Source organism: Aeromonas sp. 1HA1 (assembly GCF_029237385.1).
In the GTDB taxonomy this organism is placed as follows: domain Bacteria; phylum Pseudomonadota; class Gammaproteobacteria; order Enterobacterales; family Aeromonadaceae; genus Aeromonas; species Aeromonas popoffii.
The window spans coordinates 22055-41339 of sequence record NZ_JAACGC010000024.1 but is presented as its reverse complement, the minus strand read 5'-3'; the positions used below and the strand labels follow the sequence as shown (position 1 = coordinate 41339).

Annotated in this window: 15 protein-coding genes; 10 read left to right on the top strand and 5 right to left on the bottom strand. The window is 57.4% G+C overall.

Going from position 1 to position 19285, the window contains the following annotated elements; all coding sequences use genetic code 11:
• Positions 1 to 84 precede the first annotated feature (84 nt).
• Both GWQ22_RS09865 and GWQ22_RS09860 read right to left on the bottom strand, forming a co-directional pair.
• Complete coding sequence (locus GWQ22_RS09865; RefSeq protein ID WP_275930180.1) at positions 85 to 408, bottom strand: DUF4377 domain-containing protein; 324 nt, start codon at positions 406 to 408, stop codon at positions 85 to 87.
• 96 nt (positions 409 to 504) lie between these two features.
• Positions 505 to 1791 (bottom strand): citrate synthase, encoded by a 1287-nt coding sequence (locus GWQ22_RS09860; RefSeq protein ID WP_275930179.1) that lies wholly within the window; start codon positions 1789 to 1791, stop codon positions 505 to 507.
• 425 nt (positions 1792 to 2216) lie between these two features.
• Between GWQ22_RS09860 and sdhC the strand changes: the two genes are divergently transcribed.
• The 10 genes from sdhC to GWQ22_RS09810 all read left to right on the top strand — a co-directional run bounded on the left by sdhC (position 2217) and on the right by GWQ22_RS09810 (position 13539).
• Entirely contained in the window at positions 2217 to 2606 is a 390-nt protein-coding gene (sdhC, locus tag GWQ22_RS09855; RefSeq protein ID WP_042035494.1) for a succinate dehydrogenase cytochrome b556 subunit, read from the top strand.
• Positions 2600 to 2944 carry a succinate dehydrogenase, hydrophobic membrane anchor protein gene (sdhD, locus tag GWQ22_RS09850; RefSeq protein ID WP_042035496.1) on the top strand — a complete coding sequence of 115 codons (345 nt, stop codon included), beginning with the start codon at positions 2600 to 2602 and terminating at the stop codon, positions 2942 to 2944. Before sdhC ends, sdhD begins: the two co-directional genes overlap by 7 nt.
• A 1-nt stretch (position 2945) precedes the next feature.
• A complete protein-coding gene (sdhA, locus tag GWQ22_RS09845) occupies positions 2946 to 4712 on the top strand; it encodes a succinate dehydrogenase flavoprotein subunit (RefSeq protein WP_212513736.1) in 1767 nt (588 codons plus the stop codon).
• A 134-nt stretch (positions 4713 to 4846) separates the two neighbouring features.
• The gene (locus GWQ22_RS09840) at positions 4847 to 5563 is read left to right on the top strand and encodes a succinate dehydrogenase iron-sulfur subunit (protein WP_065401783.1); all 717 of its coding nucleotides are present in this window, start codon (positions 4847 to 4849) and stop codon (positions 5561 to 5563) included.
• A 122-nt stretch (positions 5564 to 5685) separates the two neighbouring features.
• A complete protein-coding gene (sucA, locus tag GWQ22_RS09835) occupies positions 5686 to 8496 on the top strand; it encodes a 2-oxoglutarate dehydrogenase E1 component (protein ID WP_275930178.1) in 2811 nt (936 codons plus the stop codon).
• 33 nt (positions 8497 to 8529) lie between these two features.
• Positions 8530 to 9714, top strand: a complete 1185-nt coding sequence (gene odhB / locus GWQ22_RS09830) for a 2-oxoglutarate dehydrogenase complex dihydrolipoyllysine-residue succinyltransferase (RefSeq protein ID WP_042035501.1) — start codon at positions 8530 to 8532, stop codon at positions 9712 to 9714.
• Between the two features lie 121 nt (positions 9715 to 9835).
• The gene (gene sucC, locus GWQ22_RS09825) at positions 9836 to 11002 is read left to right on the top strand and encodes an ADP-forming succinate--CoA ligase subunit beta (protein ID WP_042035504.1); all 1167 of its coding nucleotides are present in this window, start codon (positions 9836 to 9838) and stop codon (positions 11000 to 11002) included.
• Complete coding sequence (gene sucD / locus GWQ22_RS09820) at positions 11002 to 11874, top strand: succinate--CoA ligase subunit alpha (protein ID WP_108537619.1); 873 nt, start codon at positions 11002 to 11004, stop codon at positions 11872 to 11874. The genes sucC and sucD overlap by 1 nt, the downstream gene beginning before the upstream one ends.
• A gap of 231 nt (positions 11875 to 12105) precedes the next feature.
• Positions 12106 to 12573, top strand: a complete 468-nt coding sequence (locus tag GWQ22_RS09815) for a GNAT family N-acetyltransferase (RefSeq protein ID WP_275930177.1) — start codon at positions 12106 to 12108, stop codon at positions 12571 to 12573.
• A 528-nt stretch (positions 12574 to 13101) separates the two neighbouring features.
• Positions 13102 to 13539: a YcgN family cysteine cluster protein gene (locus GWQ22_RS09810; protein WP_212513751.1), complete on the top strand. Its 438-nt coding sequence runs from the start codon at positions 13102 to 13104 to the stop codon at positions 13537 to 13539.
• A gap of 376 nt (positions 13540 to 13915) precedes the next feature.
• On the opposite strand, the gene pflB is transcribed toward GWQ22_RS09810, so the two are convergent.
• From pflB to ycaO, 3 genes are all read right to left on the bottom strand, one after another.
• On the bottom strand, positions 13916 to 16198 hold the full coding sequence (gene pflB / locus GWQ22_RS09805) for a formate C-acetyltransferase (RefSeq protein WP_275930176.1): 2283 nt from the start codon (positions 16196 to 16198) through the stop codon (positions 13916 to 13918).
• A gap of 45 nt (positions 16199 to 16243) precedes the next feature.
• On the bottom strand, positions 16244 to 17092 hold the full coding sequence (gene focA, locus GWQ22_RS09800) for a formate transporter FocA (protein ID WP_042039345.1): 849 nt from the start codon (positions 17090 to 17092) through the stop codon (positions 16244 to 16246).
• Between the two features lie 379 nt (positions 17093 to 17471).
• Entirely contained in the window at positions 17472 to 19232 is a 1761-nt protein-coding gene (ycaO, locus tag GWQ22_RS09795) for a 30S ribosomal protein S12 methylthiotransferase accessory factor YcaO (protein ID WP_275930175.1), read from the bottom strand.
• Positions 19233 to 19285 lie beyond the last annotated feature (53 nt).

Below are 19285 nucleotides of genomic sequence, written 5' to 3'. Positions count from 1 at the left end.
TAATATGTGCGTCGGCCAGCGTACCAGAATGCGTTCATGAACTGAATGACAACCTCCAAATGAGGCTCTTTGTGGCCGGTATTCTTAACGAGCGGTCTGCTTGCTGACCTGCTTGATCAGGTGATAACGCAGGGAAGGGGCATCCGCTGGCACGTCGTTGAGCCGCTCCTTGCTGACGGTCAGCTGGTACTGGTAGCCAGGTTCAAATTGAAAGCCTTCTATCTGCTGATAAAACAGGCTCCAGGCTTGCTGCTCATCGCTGCGAGCCTGCATGCACAGCATGGGGCCGACACCGACGCAGTCGACCAGCTGGCTGTTGATGTAGAGGGTTTCCCCTTGTAACGGGGTCGTCGGTGCGTTCTGACAGGCGGTAAGCAGCAGGGCGGCGCTGATGAACAGTGGTCTCATGATGGACTCCTTCTGATCGACAAGGGGGGCATTAGAGCGGTAAATAAAAAGGCGGTCAATGACCGCCTTGCTGACAAACCGTGTCGATTCAGTGCATCAACGCTGATCGAGCGGGGTGAATTCCCGTTGGGCCAAGCCGGTGTAGAGCTGACGCGGACGGCCGATCTTCTGATCCGGGTCCGAGTGCATCTCGTTCCAGTGGGCAATCCAGCCTATGGTGCGGGAGATGGCGAAGATCACGGTGAACATGGACATAGGGATGCCGATGGCCTTCATGATGATGCCGGAGTAGAAGTCCACGTTCGGGTAGAGCTTCTTCTCGACGAAGTAAGCGTCCGACAGCGCGATGCGCTCCAGCTCCATGGCCACATCCAGCAGCGGATCCTTGATCTGCAGCTCTTCGAGCACCTCGTGACAGGTCTGGCGCATCACCTGGGCACGGGGATCGTGGTTCTTGTAAACCCGGTGACCGAAGCCCATCAGACGGAACGGATCGTTCTTGTCCTTGGCCTTGGCGATGAACTCGGGAATGCGATCCACAGAGCCAATCTCTTCGAGCATCTTGAGACAGGCTTCGTTGGCACCGCCATGAGCTGGTCCCCACAGGGAGGCGATCCCGGCGGCAATACAGGCAAACGGGTTGGCACCGGAGGAGCCGGCCAGACGCACGGTGGAGGTGGAGGCGTTCTGCTCGTGATCCGCATGCAGGGTGAAGATGCGGTCCATGGCGCGTTCGACGATGGGGTTGACCTTGTACTCTTCGGTCGGCACACCAAACATCATGTGCAGGAAGTTACCAGCATAGGAGAGGGCATTGCGCGGCTGCATGAATGGCTGACCGATGGAGTACTTGTAGCACATGGCGGCCAGGGTCGGCATCTTGGAGAGCAGACGGAAGGCACAGATCTCGCGGTGCTCTTCGTTGTTGATGTCGAGCGCATCGTGATAGAAGGCGGACAGCGCACTGACCACACCACACATGATGGCCATGGGGTGGGAGTCACGACGGAAGCCGCGGAAGAAGAAGGCGATCTGCTCGTGCACCATGGTATGGCGGGTGACCAGACGCTCGAACTCGGTGTACTGCGCCTTGGTGGGCGCCTCGCCGTACAGCAGTATGTAGCAGACTTCGAGGTAGCTGGCCTGGGTGGCCAACTGGGCGATAGGGTAACCACGGTGCAGCAAGACACCCTGATCGCCATCGATATAGGTAATGGATGATTTACAAGCACCGGTGGCCATAAAACCGGGGTCAAAGGTGAAGTACCCTTGCGCGCCCAATTTTCTGACGTCGATCACGTCGGGTCCGATAGTCCCGGACAGGATCGGTAGTTCTACCGGGTTTTTACCGGGCAGGTGTAGGGTGGCTATCTTATCAGCCATAGCACGTCTCCTTTGCTCTTTTATAATTTGATTCCAGCTCTACTTTATTACGAGTTTGATGACGCTGGCAAAGGTTCTGACCTGTACCAGGGGCAGCTGGAGCGCCCTATTTGAAACAGAGTTAAGGGGTGCTGTCAATTTTTCTGGATGAACATTAATGGCTTGTTAAATGAGTTGTGAGATCTGGTTTACGGTTTTGGGTTTTCTTTGTAGCTAATTGATTGTCATTGGTTAAGCCCGCCGATATACTGCGCCTCGTGGGTGATGGCTGTCGGTGTTTGAAACGCTTGTGCAAAGTCGGATGCGATATTGAAAATGTTGTTTTTGGCTTTTTTGAGTTGTTTTGGTAACAAAAACCTAGCAAATGCCACTCCGTGCCCTCATAAGCGTGTAAAAACAATAACTAACGTGCTCAATGGAGCTGAGTGGGCAAAGCCGTGAAAAATAAAAAGAGACCTGTAAACCTCGACCTACAGACGATCAGCTTTCCTGTCACCGCCATCGCTTCCATCTTGCATCGTGTCTCAGGGGTGATCACCTTTGTGGCGCTCTCTGTCTTGCTGTGGATGCTTGGTACTTCACTCGCCTCTCCCGAAGGATTTGAAACCGTGGTGTCCATCATGGACAACTTCCTGGTCAAATTCGTGTTGTGGGGGATCCTGACTGCGCTGGCGTACCACATTGTGGGCGGTCTGCGTCATCTGGTCATGGACATGGGCTATTGGGAAGAGCTGGAATCCGGTAATCAGAGTGCCCGTGTGGCCTTCGTGATCACCGCGGTTTTGGCGGTATTGGCGGGAGTACTGGTATGGTAACCAATTCTGCAACATTCGGGCGCAGCGGTGTTCATGATTACATCCTGATCCGTGCCACCGCCCTCATCATGACGGCTTACGTCCTCTATCTGGTTGGCTTTGTCGCATTCAATGACATCAGCTACGAGGTGTGGACCGGCTTCTTCGCCAAAACCTTCACCAAGGTGTTCACCCTGTTGGCGCTGCTGTGCGTACTGATCCATGCCTGGATCGGTCTGTGGCAGATACTGACCGACTATATCAAGCCGGTGGGGCTGCGCGGTGCGCTGCAATTTGCCCTGGTAGTGGTGCTGTTTGTCTATTTGATGACCGGCTTCGTAGTACTGTGGGGGGTGTAAGGTGACTATTCCAACTCGTGAATTTGATGCGGTCGTGATCGGTGCTGGTGGGGCCGGCATGCGCGCCGCGCTCTCGATTGCCCAGTCCGGCAAGAGCTGCGCTCTGTTATCCAAAGTTTTCCCGACCCGTTCTCACACGGTTTCTGCCCAGGGCGGGATCACGGTTGCGCTGGGCAATGCCCACGACGACAACTGGCAGTGGCACATGTATGACACGGTGAAAGGTTCCGATTATATCGGCGACCAGGAAGCGATCGAATACATGTGCAAGACAGGCCCCGAGGCCGTCTATGAGCTGGAGAACATGGGCCTGCCCTTCTCCCGCTTTGACAATGGCTCCGTCTATCAGCGTCCGTTTGGCGGCCAGTCCAAGAATTTTGGTGGTGAACAGGCTGCCCGCACAGCGGCTGCGGCCGACCGTACCGGTCACGCTTTGCTGCACACCCTCTATCAGCAGAACGTAAAGAACAAGACCACCGTCTTCTCCGAGTGGTATGCGCTGGATCTGGTGAAAAACCAGGACGGTCACATCGTTGGCTGTACCGCCATCGATATGGAGAGCGGCGAAGTCGTCTATTTCAAGGCCAAAGCCACTGTGCTGGCCACCGGCGGCGCCGGTCGTATCTACCAGTCCACCACCAATGCCCATATCAACACCGGTGACGGTGTCGGCATGGCGCTGCGCGCCGGGGTAGGGGTGCAGGACATGGAGTTTTGGCAGTTCCACCCGACCGGTATCGCCGGTGCCGGGGTGCTGGTGACCGAAGGGTGCCGTGGTGAAGGCGGTTATCTGCTCAACAAAGACGGCGAGCGCTTCATGGAGCGTTATGCGCCGAACGCCAAGGACTTGGCTGGCCGCGACGTGGTGGCCCGTTCCATCATGATCGAGATCCGCGAAGGCCGCGGTTGTGACGGTCCCTGGGGCCCGCACATCAAGCTCAAGCTGGATCACCTCGGCAAAGAGGTGCTCGAATCCCGTCTGCCGGGTATCTGCGAGCTCTCTCGCACCTTCGCCCATGTGGATCCGGTCAAAGAACCCATCCCCATCATCCCGACCTGCCACTACATGATGGGCGGCGTGCCGACCAACGTGAATGGCCAGTGTCTGACGCAGGATAAAGATGGCAACGACGTCCCCGTGGTCGGTCTGTTTGCCGTGGGCGAAATCGCCTGCGTCTCGGTACACGGTGCCAACCGTCTGGGCGGCAACTCGCTGCTGGATCTGATCGTGTTTGGCCGCGCTGCGGGCATGCACCTGGTCAACACCCTGGATGAGATGGAACATGGCCGCGAGGCTTCCGAGTCTGATCTGGCCGCCGCGCTGGCCCGTTTCAATCGCTGGGAGAACAACCGCGACGGGGAAGATCCGGTTCAGATCCGCAAGGATCTGCAGACCTGCATGCAGAACAACTTCTCCGTGTTCCGTGAAGGGGATGCCATGGCCGAAGGGCTGGCCGAGCTGAAGCGCATCCGCGAGCGGCTGAAGAATGCCCGTCTGGACGACACCTCCAAGGAGTTCAACACCCAGCGCATCGAGTGCCTGGAGCTGGACAACCTGATGGAGACGGCGTTTGCCACTGCGGTGGCGGCCAACTTCCGTACCGAGAGTCGTGGTGCCCACAGCCGCTTCGATTTCCCGGATCGCGACGATGAGGGCTGGCTGTGCCATAGCCTCTATCATCCGGACACCGAGTCCATGACCCGTCGCGCTGTCAACATGTCTCCGAAAACCCGTGAGGCATTCCCACCCAAGGTGCGGACTTACTGACCAATGGCGGAGACAAGCACAATGAAGGTCACATTATCGGCGTATGGCTACATTCGCCGGTCTGTGCAGAGGTGGGAGGCCTTCCCATCTCGCTTCTTCAAGGTGCGGACTTAACGATTGCGGAGCCAAACACAATGAACGTCACATTCTCTGTCTATAGATACAATCCGGATGTTGATAACGTCCCCTATATGAAGGAATATCGTCTTGATATTCCTGAAGGTTCCGACATGATGGTGCTCGATGCACTGATCCAGCTGAAAGAGCTGGATCCCACGCTCGCCTTCCGCCGCTCCTGCCGCGAAGGGGTCTGTGGATCAGACGGTCTCAACATGAATGGCAAGAACGGTCTTGCCTGCATCACCCCGCTCTCCGATCTGCTGAAAAAGGGCAATAGCGTCATTATTCGCCCCTTGCCTGGCCTGCCGGTGATCCGCGATCTGGTGATCGACATGACCCAGTTCTACACCCAGTGGGAGAAGGTCAAACCCTTCCTCATCAACGATGAGAAATTGCCGCCCGTGCGTGAGCACCTGCAATCCCCCGAAGAGCGCGCCAAGCTGGATGGCCTGTACGAGTGTATTCTCTGTGCCTGCTGCTCCACTTCTTGCCCCTCCTTCTGGTGGAACCCGGACAAGTTCATCGGCCCGGCCGGGCTGCTCGCCGCCTATCGCTGGTTGGCCGACAGCCGCGACACCGCCGCCAGCGAACGACTGGGTAACCTGGATGACGCCTTCAGCGTGTTCCGTTGCCACGGCATCATGAACTGCGTGAACGTCTGTCCCAAAGGCTTGAACCCGACCAAGGCGATCGGTCAGATCAAGTCGATGCTGCTCAATCGGGCTGTTTAGTATCAGGGCCAGGGCGTCACGCGCCAGGCCCGACCTCTGGATAGCCATCCGCCCCCATGGCAGGATGGCTATTTAAACCCTACAAGCTGCGCTGCAGTGAACAAGATGTACAAGGGATAGAAATGCATAACGGCGTGATGAAGGCCTGGTTGGAGTCATCTCACCTGGCTGGTGCGAATGCAAGCTATATTGAGGATTTGTACGAATCCTTCCTGGAAGACCCTGAATCCGTAGCCGACGAGTGGCGCAGCCTGTTTGAACAGCTGCCTCAGGTTAATGGCCATGCGGTAGAACAACCTCATTCCCGAGTCCGCGATTATTTCCGTCGTTTGGCCAAGGATCCCTCCCGTTACAGTGCGGCTGTGTCCGATCCGCAAGTGGATGCGAAACAGGTACGGGTGCTGCAACTGATCAACGCCTTCCGCTTCCGTGGTCACCAGAATGCCAATCTGGATCCCCTGGGACTCTGGACCCGTGAAACCGTTGCCGAACTGGATCCTGCCTTCCACAACCTGCAGGGCGCCGACATGGAGGCCACCTTCAATGTGGGCTCCTACGCGATTGGTCGCGAGACCATGGTGCTCTCCGATCTCTACGCCTCGCTCAAGAAAACCTACTGCAGAAGCATAGGTGCCGATTACATGCACCTTACCTCCACCGAGGAGAAGCGCTGGCTGCAGGACAGACTCGAATCCATCGAGGCCAAGGGCAGCTACAGCATTGAGGAGAAGACCCGTATCCTCGAGAGCCTGACCGCCGCCGAAGGGCTGGAAAAATACCTGGGCGCCAAGTTCCCCGGTGCCAAGCGCTTCTCCCTGGAAGGGGGCGATGCCATGGTGCCCATGCTCAAGGAGCTGATCCGTCGCGCCGGTGAGCAGGGCTGCAAGGAGGCCGTCATCGGCATGGCCCACCGTGGTCGCCTGAACGTGCTGATCAACGTGCTCGGCAAACGGGCGCAGGAGCTGTTCGACGAGTTCGCCGGCAAGCATGGCGAGTCCTGGGGCACAGGGGATGTGAAGTACCACATGGGCTTCTCCTCCGATTTTGCGACCCCGGGCGGCAACGTCCACCTGGCGCTGGCGTTCAACCCGTCTCACCTCGAAATCGTCAACCCTGTGGTCATCGGCTCGGTCCGTGCCCGTATGGACAGAAGGGGTGACAAGGATGGCTCCAGCGTGCTGCCCATCACCATTCACGGTGACTCGGCCATCGCCGGGCAGGGTGTGGTTGCCGAGACCTTCAACATGTCCCAGACCCGTGCCTATGGCGTGGGCGGGACTGTGCGCATCGTCATCAACAACCAGGTGGGCTTCACCACCTCCAACATGCGTGACGTGCGCTCCACCGAATATTGCACCGACATCGCCAAAGCGGTGCAGGCCCCCGTGCTGCACGTCAACGGTGACGATCCGGAAGCCGTGGTGCTGGTGACCCAGATTGCACTGGATTACCGCAACACCTTCAAACGCGATGTGGTGATCGAGCTGGTCTGCTACCGTCGTCACGGTCACAACGAGGCGGACGAGCCCAGCGCAACCCAGCCCTTGATGTACCAGAAGATCAAACAGCATCCGACCCCGCGCAAGATCTACGCCGATCAGCTGGTGGCGGAAGGCAGCATCAACCAGGAGCTGGCCACGACCCAGGTCAATGACTATCGCGATGCCCTGGACAAGGGGGAGCGGGTGGTCAAGGAGTGGCGGCCGATGAAGCTGCACTCCGTCGACTGGACACCGTATCTGGGCCACGACTGGGCTATGCACTATGACGCCAGCCTGGCGCTTGATGAGCTCAAGTCACTGGGTGAGCGGGTCAGTCAGTATCCGGCTGCCCATGTATTGCAACGCCAGGTCGAGAAGATTTACGAAGACAGACGCACCATGGCCGCCGGTGACAAGCTGGTGGACTGGGGCTTTGCCGAGACCCTGGCCTACGCCTCGTTGGTAGCCAAGGGCTCGCGCATCCGCATCACGGGGCAGGATTCCGGCCGTGGCACCTTCTTCCACCGCCACGCCGTGCTGCATAACCAGAACGATGCCAGCACCTACACGCCGCTGTGCAATATCCACGATGAACAGGGTCCATTCGAAGTCTTCGACTCCGTTTTGTCCGAAGAGGCGGTACTGGCGTTTGAATACGGTTACGCCAGCGCCGAGCCGGCCGGCCTCACCATCTGGGAAGCCCAGTTTGGCGACTTCGCCAACGGTGCCCAGGTGGTGATCGACCAGTTCCTCTCCTCCGGTGAGCAAAAGTGGGGCCGTATGTGCGGTTTGACCATGCTGCTGCCGCACGGTTACGAGGGCCAGGGCCCGGAGCACTCCTCCGCCCGTCTGGAGCGTTATCTGCAAATGTGCGCTGAGCACAACATGCAGGTGTGCGTGCCCTCCACCCCGGCTCAGGTCTACCACATGCTGCGTCGCCAGGTGATCCGCCCGATGCGCCGCCCGCTGATCGTGATGTCGCCCAAATCCCTGCTGCGCCACCCGATGGCGGTCAGCAAGCTCGAAGAGCTGGCGCAAGGCACCTTCCAGAACGCCATCGGCGAGATCGATGCGCTGGATCCCAAAGGGGTCAAACGGGTGGTGTTCTGCTCCGGCAAGGTCTACTACGACCTGCTCGATTCCCGTCGCAAGGCAGAGCAGCACGATGTGGCCCTGGTGCGGATTGAACAGCTCTATCCCTTCCCGGAAGCGGAAGTGCGCGCCATTCTTGCCGATTACGACCACGTCACCGATTTTGTCTGGTGTCAGGAAGAGCCGCAGAACCAGGGTGCCTGGTACTGCACCCGTCACCACTACGATGGTGTGCTGCCAAGCGGTGCCCGTCTGCGTTATGCCGGTCGTCCGGCCTCGGCCTCTCCTGCCGTCGGTTACATGTCGGTCCACACCAAGCAGCAGAAAGCCCTGGTGGAAGACGCCCTTACTCTGGCCTAAGCCCTGAACAAGAAGTAACAAGGAACTGATTACATGACTATCGAGATCAAGGTACCGGACCTGCCGGAATCAGTGGCGGATGCCACCATCGCCACTTGGCACAAGAAGCCGGGTGATCTGGTTGCCCGTGACGAAGTACTGGTTGACATCGAAACCGATAAAGTCGTGCTGGAAGTCCCCGCGCCGGAAGCCGGCGTCCTCGGCGACATCCTGCAAGCGGAAGGGGCGACCGTGTTGTCCCGCCAGCTGATCGCCACGCTCAAGCCAGCTCCCGTGGCCGGTGAAGAGACCAAAGAGAAGCCGGTAGACGCGGTTGCCGATGATGGCGCCGAGGCCTTAAGCCCCGCGGTACGCCGTCTGGTGGCAGAGCATGCCATCGACGTGACCAAGCTGACCGGCACCGGTAAGGGTGGTCGCATCAGCAAGGAAGATGTGGAAGCTTTCATCAAGGGTGGCAACAAGCCTGCCGCTGCGCCGGTCGCTGCTGCCCCTGTGGCTGCGGTAGCGCCGTTGGTTGGTCGCACCGAGAAACGTGTGCCCATGACCCGTCTGCGCAAGCGTATTGCCGAGCGTCTGCTGGAAGCCAAAAACACCACCGCCATGCTGACCACTTTCAACGAGATCAACATGGCGCCCATCATGAAACTGCGCAAGCAGTACGGCGAGATCTTCGAGAAGAAGCACGGCATCAAGCTCGGCTTCATGTCCTTCTACGTCAAGGCGGTGGTGGAGTCCTTGAAGCGCTACCCGGAAGTGAACGCGGCGCTGGACGGTGACGACATCGTCTACCACAACTACTTCGACGTCAGTATCGCTGTCTCCACCCCGCGCGGGCTGGTGACGCCTGTGCTGCGCGATTGCGACAACATGAGCCTGGCCGACATCGAGAAGGCCATCAAGGATCTGGCGGGCAAGGGCCGCGACGGCAAGCTGACCGTGGATGAACTGACTGGCGGCAACTTCACCATCACCAACGGTGGCGTGTTTGGCTCCCTGATGTCCACCCCCATCATCAACCCGCCGCAAAGCGCCATCCTGGGGATGCACAAGATCCAGGACAGACCCATGGCAGTCGATGGCAAGGTCGAGATCCTGCCGATGATGTACCTGGCCCTCTCTTATGATCACCGCATCGTCGACGGTCGTGAGTCGGTGGGCTTCCTGGTCTCCATCAAGGAGCTGCTGGAAGACCCGACCCGTCTGTTGCTGGATGTCTAGGCAATCAGCGACATTCCGAGCAAATTAGAAAGATAACGAGGGGCCGCCCAGGCCCCCATTCACAGGGGATTGAGAAACACGAGCCCCGGACGGAAATACCTACAACACGGATAGAGCATCTATGAATCTGCATGAATATCAGGCAAAAAAGCTGTTTGCCGAGTATGGCCTGCCGGTCTCCGAAGGTTATGCCTGTGCTACCCCGCAGGAAGCGGCTGAAGCGGCCGATAAAATTGGCGGCACCACCTGGGTCGTCAAGTGCCAGGTCCACGCTGGTGGCCGCGGTAAAGCGGGCGGCGTCAAGCTGGCCAAGAGCAAGGACGAGATCCGCGCCTTTGCCCAGAACTGGCTCGGCAAGAACCTGGTGACCTATCAGACTGACGCCAACGGTCAGCCGGTTACCAAGATCCTGGTGGAATCCTGCACCGACATCGCCAAGGAGCTCTATCTGGGCGCCGTGGTCGATCGTGGCAGCCGTCGCGTGGTCTTCATGGCCTCTACCGAAGGTGGCGTGGAGATTGAGAAAGTCGCCCACGAAACCCCGGAACTCATTCACAAGGCCGCCATCGATCCGCTGGTGGGCCCGCAGGCCTATCAGGCGCGCGAGCTGGCCTTCAAGCTGGGTCTGGTCGGCGATCAGATCAAGCAGTTCACCAAGATCTTCATGGGTCTGGGTCAGATGTTCCTGGATTGTGACTTCGCCCTGCTGGAAATCAACCCGCTGGTGATCACGACCCAGGGCAACCTGCACTGCCTGGATGGCAAGATCAACATCGACGCCAACGCGCTGTATCGTCAGCCCAAGCTGCGCGAGATGCACGACCCGTCTCAGGATGACCCCCGCGAAGCGCATGCCGCTCAGTGGGAGCTGAACTATGTGGCGCTCGATGGCAACATCGGCTGCATGGTCAACGGCGCGGGTCTGGCCATGGGTACCATGGACATCGTCAATCTGCACGGCGGCTCACCGGCCAACTTCCTGGACGTCGGCGGCGGCGCCACCAAGGAGCGCGTGACCGAGGCGTTCAAGATCATCCTCTCCGACAGCAAGGTGCAGGCCGTACTGGTCAACATCTTCGGCGGCATAGTGCGTTGCGACATGATCGCGGAAGGCATTATCGGCGCGGTCAAGGAAGTGGGGGTCAAGGTGCCCGTGGTAGTGCGTCTGGAAGGCAACAATGCCGAACTGGGTGCCCGTAAACTGGCCGACAGCGGCCTCAATATCATCGCCGCAACGAGTCTGACTGACGCAGCTCAGCAAGTGGTTAAAGCAGCGGAGGCCAAATAATGAGCGTTCTGATCAACAAAGACACCAAGGTGATCTGCCAGGGCTTCACCGGCGGTCAGGGTACCTTCCACTCCGAACAGGCGATTGCCTACGGTACCCAGATGGTCGGCGGCGTGTCGCCGGGCAAGGGTGGCACCACCCACCTGGGCCTGCCGGTGTTCAATACCGTGCGTGACGCAGTCGAAGTGACCGGCGCCACCGCCTCCGTCATCTATGTGCCGGCGCCCTTCTGCAAGGACGCCATCCTGGAAGCCATCGACGCCGGCATCAAGCTCATCGTCACCATCACCGAAGGCATCCCGACTCTGGACATGCTCGAGGTCAAGGTGAAGCTGCAAGAGACAGGCGTGCGCATGATAGGCCCGAACTGCCCGGGTGTGATCACCCCGGGTGAGTGCAAGATCGGCATCATGCCGGGCCACATTCACAAGCCTGGCAAGGTGGGTATCGTCTCCCGCTCAGGCACCCTGACCTACGAAGCGGTCAAGCAGACCACGGACGAGGGTTTCGGCCAGTCCACCTGCGTCGGTATCGGTGGTGACCCCATCCCGGGTTCCAACTTCATCGACATTCTGGAGATGTTCCAGAACGATCCCAAGACCGAAGCCATCGTGATGATCGGCGAGATCGGCGGCAGCGCCGAGGAAGAAGCGGCGGCCTACATCAAGGCCCACGTCACCAAGCCGGTGGTCTCCTATATCGCGGGTGTCACAGCCCCGGCTGGCAAGCGCATGGGTCATGCGGGCGCCATCATCGCCGGTGGTAAAGGCACGGCAGCAGAGAAATTTGCCGCCCTGGAAGATGCCGGCGTGAAAACCGTGCGTTCCCTTGCCGATATCGGCAAGGCCCTGCGTGAAGTAACCGGTTGGTAAGTTCTTTAGCCTGTTATCTCTGAAACAAAATGCCGACCTGATGGTCGGCATTTTTTATGCCAAATGGTTTGACATGGTTGTTCATTTTCGCGAATTTAATAATGAATTGTGCTGCGCCAGGGCTCGCAGAATTCGAGAAATAAGCCAATAGCGATGACGATTCGAGCTCATCCTCGAGTCTGAATGTTCGTCGCCACGAATGACATGATGTTTACTTGGCAAAGAGGATGTATGGAAATTTCATTGCTTGCGGACCATCCAGATGAAGTATCGAAAATAGTCGATTGGTATTTCGATGAATGGGCCTCTCATGTACCCGACGTTACGAAAGAGATGGTACGTAAAAAAGTTGAAATCAAAGCCTCAAATCGGGATATCCCATTTAGTCTGGTCGCACATGACGAGGAGGAACTGGTTGGAACATTGGAGCTGAAAATTCAGGAAAATAAAAAATACCCTGAATATGAGTTTTGGATCGGAGGCGTCTATGTTCCATCAGCGCATCGCCGAAAAGGCATCGCCAAAAAATTGATGAGCGCGGCTAGAGAAATGGCGGTTTCCCGTGGTGTTTCGACTTTGTACTTGCAGTGCGAAACACATAACGTTGACTTTTATCGTGACCAAGGCTTCAACGCGATACATCAATCAACCCATGGTCACTGGGAAACCACCATCATGGTATGGCATGCCGCCACATAAATATTGTTGAAAAGCGTGTACTGCACTCGGTCAGCCTATTATACGCGTGAAAACCGTGCGGTCGTTCGCCGATATCGGCAAGGCCCTGCGTGAAGTCACCGGCTGGTAATGCTCGTTAGCCCGTTATCTCTAATAAATGCCGCCCGATGGGCGGCATTTTTATGGATAAAAGTAAAAGGTGGGTTTTGTAGGCTCAGCGGATTATCATCCCCGTTCTTAAATACCTTTTTATATGAGAGCGGTAGGTTCGATTAGCCGGTAGGCGTAATCGGACACTCGCGAATCCATTATAAAGAACACGCCCCATTTATCATTCTCGATTGCTGGGCTTTGGTAAACGGTGGATTACCCGCCCTACAAACTAAAAATGTAATAGGTTGGCGCTTAGCGCAGCGAATCACACTGTTTATCCAACCTTGTGCAGATCAGGCGTTTCCCCGTTTATCTTGAAAAATCGGGCCATAAGGCGTATAACCACGCGCTTTACTGGTCTATTTAGCGAGCCCCTCCATGCAGCAAGTCGAGAAAATGCAGCCAACTCCTTTTTGGCAGGAAAAGAGCCTGCAACAGATGACCATGACGGAGTGGGAGTCCCTGTGTGATGGCTGCGGCAAGTGCTGCCTGAACAAGCTTATTGACGAGGACACCGACGAACTGGTGTTCACCAACGTCGCCTGTGATCTGCTCAATACCAAGACCTGCCAGTGTTCCGATTACGGCAACCGCTTCCAGAAAGAGCCCGATTGCCTGCAGATCACGGTCGACAAGATTGCCGAGTATGACTGGCTGCCCTCGACCTGTGCCTACCGTCTGCTGGCCGAGGGGCAGACCCTGCCCGAATGGCATCCGCTGATCACCGGCAGTCGCTCCGCCATGCATCAGGCCGGTCAGTCGGTGCGCGGCAAGGTGGTTCACGAAGCCCATGCCGGTGAGTGGATCGATCACATCATCACCTGGGCGAGCTGAACCCGGATCGGCCAAGCCGTTATCCGGCCCACAGTGCCGTTGATATGCCGCAGGGGCAGGGGAGTCATACTCTTCTGCCCCTGTTGCTATCTGGTGGCTTGCTACGAGCGATACACGGGCTCTGCCTCATCCTGCACCTTTCCTGTGAGAGAGTGCACCGAGCACGCCTTGCGGGGGTTATGGGGGACTATCGAAGGCTCCCGTTGCGGCTTTCCGTTTTATTGAAAAGAGGGAAAAGACGGGGGCAAGAGGGGGAAGGGGGAGAGAGGGCTGTCAGATCCCTATCGAGTGGATGCCTGCGGGCAAACAGACATAAAAAAACCGGCGCCTGGGCGCCGGTTTTTAGTCACTGCAACTCTTGCTTAGCAATAAGCGATTACAGAGAAGCGGTGAAGGTACGGGTGATGACGTCTTGCTGTTGCTCTTTGGTCAAAGAGTTGAAGCGAACGGCATAACCGGATACGCGGATGGTCAACTGCGGATACTTCTCCGGGTCTTCCATGGCGTCCAGCAGCATTTCACGGTTCATCACGTTCACGTTCAGGTGCTGACCGCCTTCCAGGTTGGTCTCGTGATGGAAGTAACCGTCCATCAGACCCGCCAGGTTGGATTTCTGCGCTTCCATGTCTTTGCCCAGGGCGTTCGGCACGATGGAGAAGGTATAGGAGATACCATCTTTGGCGTAAGCGAACGGCAGCTTGGCAACGGAAGTCAGGGAAGCAACCGCACCCTTCTGGTCACGACCGTGCATCGGGTTGGCACCCGGGCCGAACGGCGCACCGGAACGACGGCCATCCGGGGTGTTACCCGTTTTCTTGCCATACACCACGTTGGAGGTGATGGTCAGTACGGATTGGGTAGCCACGGCACCACGGTAGGTGTTGAGCTTCTGAATCTTCTTCATGAAGCGTTCTACTAGGTCACAGGCGATGTCATCGACGCGAGCGTCGTTGTTACCGAACTGCGGGTACTCACCGTCGATTTCGAAGTCGATGGCAACGCCATCTTCGTCACGAACCGGCTTGACCTTGGCGTACTTGATGGCAGACAGGGAGTCAGCCGCAACGGACAGACCGGCGATGCCGCAAGCCATGGTGCGATACACATCACGGTCGTGCAGCGCCATCAGGGAGGCTTCGTAGCTGTACTTGTCGTGCATGTAGTGGATGATGTTCAGGGCAGCCACGTACTGCTTGGCCAGCCAGTCCATGAAGTGATCCAGACGAGCCATCACGTCGTTGTAGTCGAGGAACTCGGAGGTCACCATCTCAGTCTTGGGACCGACCTGGATCTTGAGCTTCTCATCCATACCGCCGTTGATTGCATACAGCATGGTCTTGGCCAGGTTGGCACGAGCACCGAAGAACTGCATCTGTTTGCCGACGATCATCGGGGACACACAGCAAGCGATGGCATAGTCATCGTTGTTGAAGTCCGGACGCATCAGGTCATCGTTTTCGTACTGTACAGAAGAGGTCTCGATAGATACCTTGGCGCAGTACTTCTTGAAACCGACCGGCAGCTTCTCGGACCACAGAATGGTCAGGTTCGGCTCAGGGGACGGGCCCATGGTGTACAGGGTGTTCAGCATACGGAAGCTGTTCTTGGTGACCAGGGTACGGCCATCAACGCCCATACCGGCCAGGGTCTCGGTCGCCCACATGGGGTCGCCGGAGAACAGTGAATCGTATTCAGGGGTACGTAGGAAGCGAACCATGCGCAGCTTCATGACCATGTGGTCCATCAGCTCCTGGGCTTCTTGCTCGGTGAGCACGCCTTTTTTGATGTCACGCTCGATGTACACGTCCAGGAAGCTGGAGGTACGACCGAAGGACATGGCAGCACCGTTCTGGGACTTGACTGCCGCCAGGTAGGCGAAGTAGGTCCACTGGACGGCTTCTTTGGCGGTCTTGGCCGGTACGGAGATATCGCAACCGTACTTGGCAGCCATGACCTTCATCTGTGCCAGGGCACGGTACTGCTCGGAGATCTCTTCGCGCAGACGGATGGTGGCTTCCAGGTTGACGCCGTTTTCCAGGTCAGCTTGCAGGGACTTGAACTGGGCCAGCTTGTCGGCCATCAGGAAGTCGATGCCGTACAGGGCAACACGACGGTAGTCACCTATGATACGGCCACGGCCGTAGGCATCCGGCAGACCGGTGATAACACCAGACTTACGGCAGTTCAGGATGTCTTTGGTGTAAACGTCAAACACGCCCTGATTGTGAGTCTTGCGGTACTCGGTGAAGATCTTCTCGACCATCGGGTCCAGTTGACGACCGTACACTTCGCAAGACGTTTTAACCATCTTGATACCGCCGTTGGCGATGATGGCGCGCTTGAGCGGCTTGTCGGTCTGCAGACCGACAATTTGCTCCAGGCTCTGATCGATATAGCCGGCATCGTGAGCGGTAATGGTGGAGGGCAGGTCAGTATCAAAATCGACCGGCGCATGAGTGCGGTTCTCGATTTTGATGCCTTCCATGACCTTGTCCCACAGCTTGGTGGTCGCGTCGGTCGCGCCAGCCAGGAAGGACTCGTCACCTTCATACGGGGTGTAGTTCTTCTGGATGAAGTCACGAGTGTTGACAGAGGACTGCCATTCACCGGCCGCGAAGCCTTCCCATGCTTTTTGGAACTGTTCGTTAAGTTCTGCCATTTTCATTACCTCACACGGTATTGATGTAGTATCCCGCAATCATCCTTAATGATGACGACGGAAGATAAACCAGTAAGTCAGACCAACCATGACGCCACCACCAATGATATTACCAATGGTGACGGGAATGAGGTTGTGTAGGACGAAGTTGGATACGGTCAAGTCGGCGAAGGTCGCCGGATCCTGGCCGACAGCCTGCCAAAATTCCGGGCCTGCTACCGCATGGATAGCGATACCGACCGGGATCATAAACATGTTTGCGATGCTGTGCTCGAAACCGGAGGCCACGAACATGGCGACGGGGAGCAGCATAACCATTACCTTGTCGGTAGCACTGCGGGCGCCGAAGGCCATCCACACGGCGAGACACACCATGAGGTTGCACAGAATACCGAGGGCGAGGGCCTCGAAGAAGGTGTGATGGATCTTGTGCTGGGCTACTTTCAGGGCGTTCAGGCCCCACTGACCATTTGCCGCCATGTATTGGGCCGACATGATGATGAGCGCGACTATGATGAGACCGCCGATGAGGTTGCCGAAGTAGACCAGACCCCAGTTCTTGAGCAGTTGGCCCCAGGTGATGCGATTGGCCGCTTTGGCGACCAGCGTCAGGGTGCTGGAGGTGAACAGCTCGGCACCGAGTAGCACGCAGAGGATAAGACCGAGGGAGAAACAGAGTCCGCCGACCAGCTTGCTGAGGCCCCAGGCCACATTGCCGGTACCCGTGGTGACTGTGATAAAAAAGACAAAAGCGATGGCGATGAAAGCGCCTGCTGTGATGGCCAGAGGGATGACCTTGCATGCCGGTTTGGTTGCCTTGGCATAGGTTATATCTTCTGCCAGTGCAGCGATGGCTTCTGGCTTGAGACAATCAAAGGGAGATTCTGCTTTCAATTCTCATGTACCTGCTGTTTTGCCTGTGGAAATCATAACAAAGGGCCAGATCGTCAAAATTGACTCCGATCAAGAATTGCAGATTGTGAATGTAATTTTACTACAAAAATTTGAGTCCCCTGGAAGCTTCCCGTTACACTAGGTTTCAGCTGAAACATAAATGCTGGTTTTTTAATATAATGATTTTAAAGAATTTATTGGTCAGGTTTGAAAAAATGTACTGGCAAGGCATCTTTTCATCCCCCTCACATCATGGACTCGGCGTTGGCAACCCCCTAAGAGGTATTTTTTGTTTTTTATTTCATCATTGAATAACACATCCCCAGCCGGGGCACCATAAAGCAAAAGGGGCCATCAAGGCCCCCCAAAGACTACCACATCAGGCCCAATGATGGGCTCGCTTGGCTTTTTGCAGCTTTTCATACGCTGCCAGCAGCTTCTGGTGCTGAGGGAATTGGGCGAGCGACAAGTCGGCCGCCTCCAGTCCGTGGAAACGCGCTTCGCCGCTGGCGTTGGCCCATGCCTGTGCCAATGTCTCGTTGCCATACATGCGGGTAAACACGGCGCGATACTGCTCCGGATCCCGCTCCTCGTCGATGAACAGCTCGACGCAGGCACGCAGGGCACGGTAATAGTTGGCGCGATCCGCCGGGAATACCGACTGGTTAAATTCCATGGTCCAGTCGATGAGATCCAGAGCCGTCTCCAGCTCACCGGCGGCCAGTGCCAGCATGGCTTTCAGCTCACCGACGCGCAGGGTGTGCAGGGCGGAGCCCTTGGCGGCGGCGATGCCCAGCAGCTCACGCACACGGGTGCGTTCGTCGTGCCCCTCTTCATCCAGTTGATCAAACAACGCCATGTACTGCTCGGCATCCCAATCAAGTGATGGCAGCGCCAGGATCACTTCGCGCAGGTTGGCCCCCATGTTGTTGTTGGCCAGCAGCAAGTCCTCGGCCGGATAGATGTCGGACATGCCCGGCACCAGAATGCGGCAGGCGTAGACGCCCAGGTGCTCGTAGTCGGCGATGTAGACCGGCTGCTCCAGCTCGTGGAAGATGCCGATCAGATGATCGAACTCCTCCTGCGAGGTGCCGCGAAAATCCCAGTCGGCGAACGCGAAGTCTGCATCCTGCTTGAACAGATCCCAGCTGATGAGGCCCGAGGAGTCGATGAAGTGGGTCTCCAGGTTGTGGTGATCTGCGACCTGTTCGTTATCAAATGACGGCGGTACAAACACGTCGAGATCTTTGAGACCACGGCCTTGCAGCAGCTCGGTGACGGTACGCTCAAAGGCCACTTCGAAGCGCGGATGAGCACCGAAGGAGGCAAAGCAGGTGCCGTTGCTCGGGTTGAGCAGCACCACGCAGATGACCGGATAGCGGCCACCCAGTGAGGCATCGAAGCTGTAAATCGGGAAACCTTCCGCTTCCAGCGCCGCGATGGAGGCAGCAATCCCCGGATAACGGGCAATCACTTCCGCCGGGATCAGCGGCAGGCTCAGGGCCTCGGCGATGATCTTGTTCTTCACGTGGCGCTCGAACACCTCGGAGAGCGCCTGAGTGCGCGCTTCGGTGCGGGTGTTGCCGGCGCTCATACCGTTGGAAACATAGAGGTTGCCGATGATGTTCATCGGGATATAGACGGTCTCGTGATCGGATTGGCGCTCAAACGGCAGCGCGACGATACCGCGCTCCTCGTTGTTCGACTGCAGATCCACCAGCATGTCGGCGGTCATTTCGCCGTCCGGGTTGTAGAACTTGCGGGTAAAGCTGTCGAGCAGGCCGGCCGGGAACTGATCCCCCACGATGGGGAACCACTTCTCGTTCGGGTAGTGAACGAAGTCGCCGTTGGCTACCTGCTCGCCCAGATAGAAGTCGGCGAAGAAGTAGTTGGTGGAGAGACGCTCGAAATATTCGCCAAGGGCCGAGGCCAGCGCCGCCTTCTTGCTGGCACCCTTGCCGTTGGTGAAACAGAGGGCGCACTCCTTGTCCCGGATGTGCACGGACCAGACGTTGGGCACGGGATTGAGCCAGGAGGCCTCTTCGATATCAAACCCCAGGGCTTGCAGCTTGGTCTGGAAGCGGTCGATGGAGTCTTCCAGTGCCGCGTCCTTGCCGGGAATAAAAGTGTGGTCGGTCATCACAATATCCTGATTTTTATTGGCTCATGTTTGGCCGCAGATAATAGCAGGGG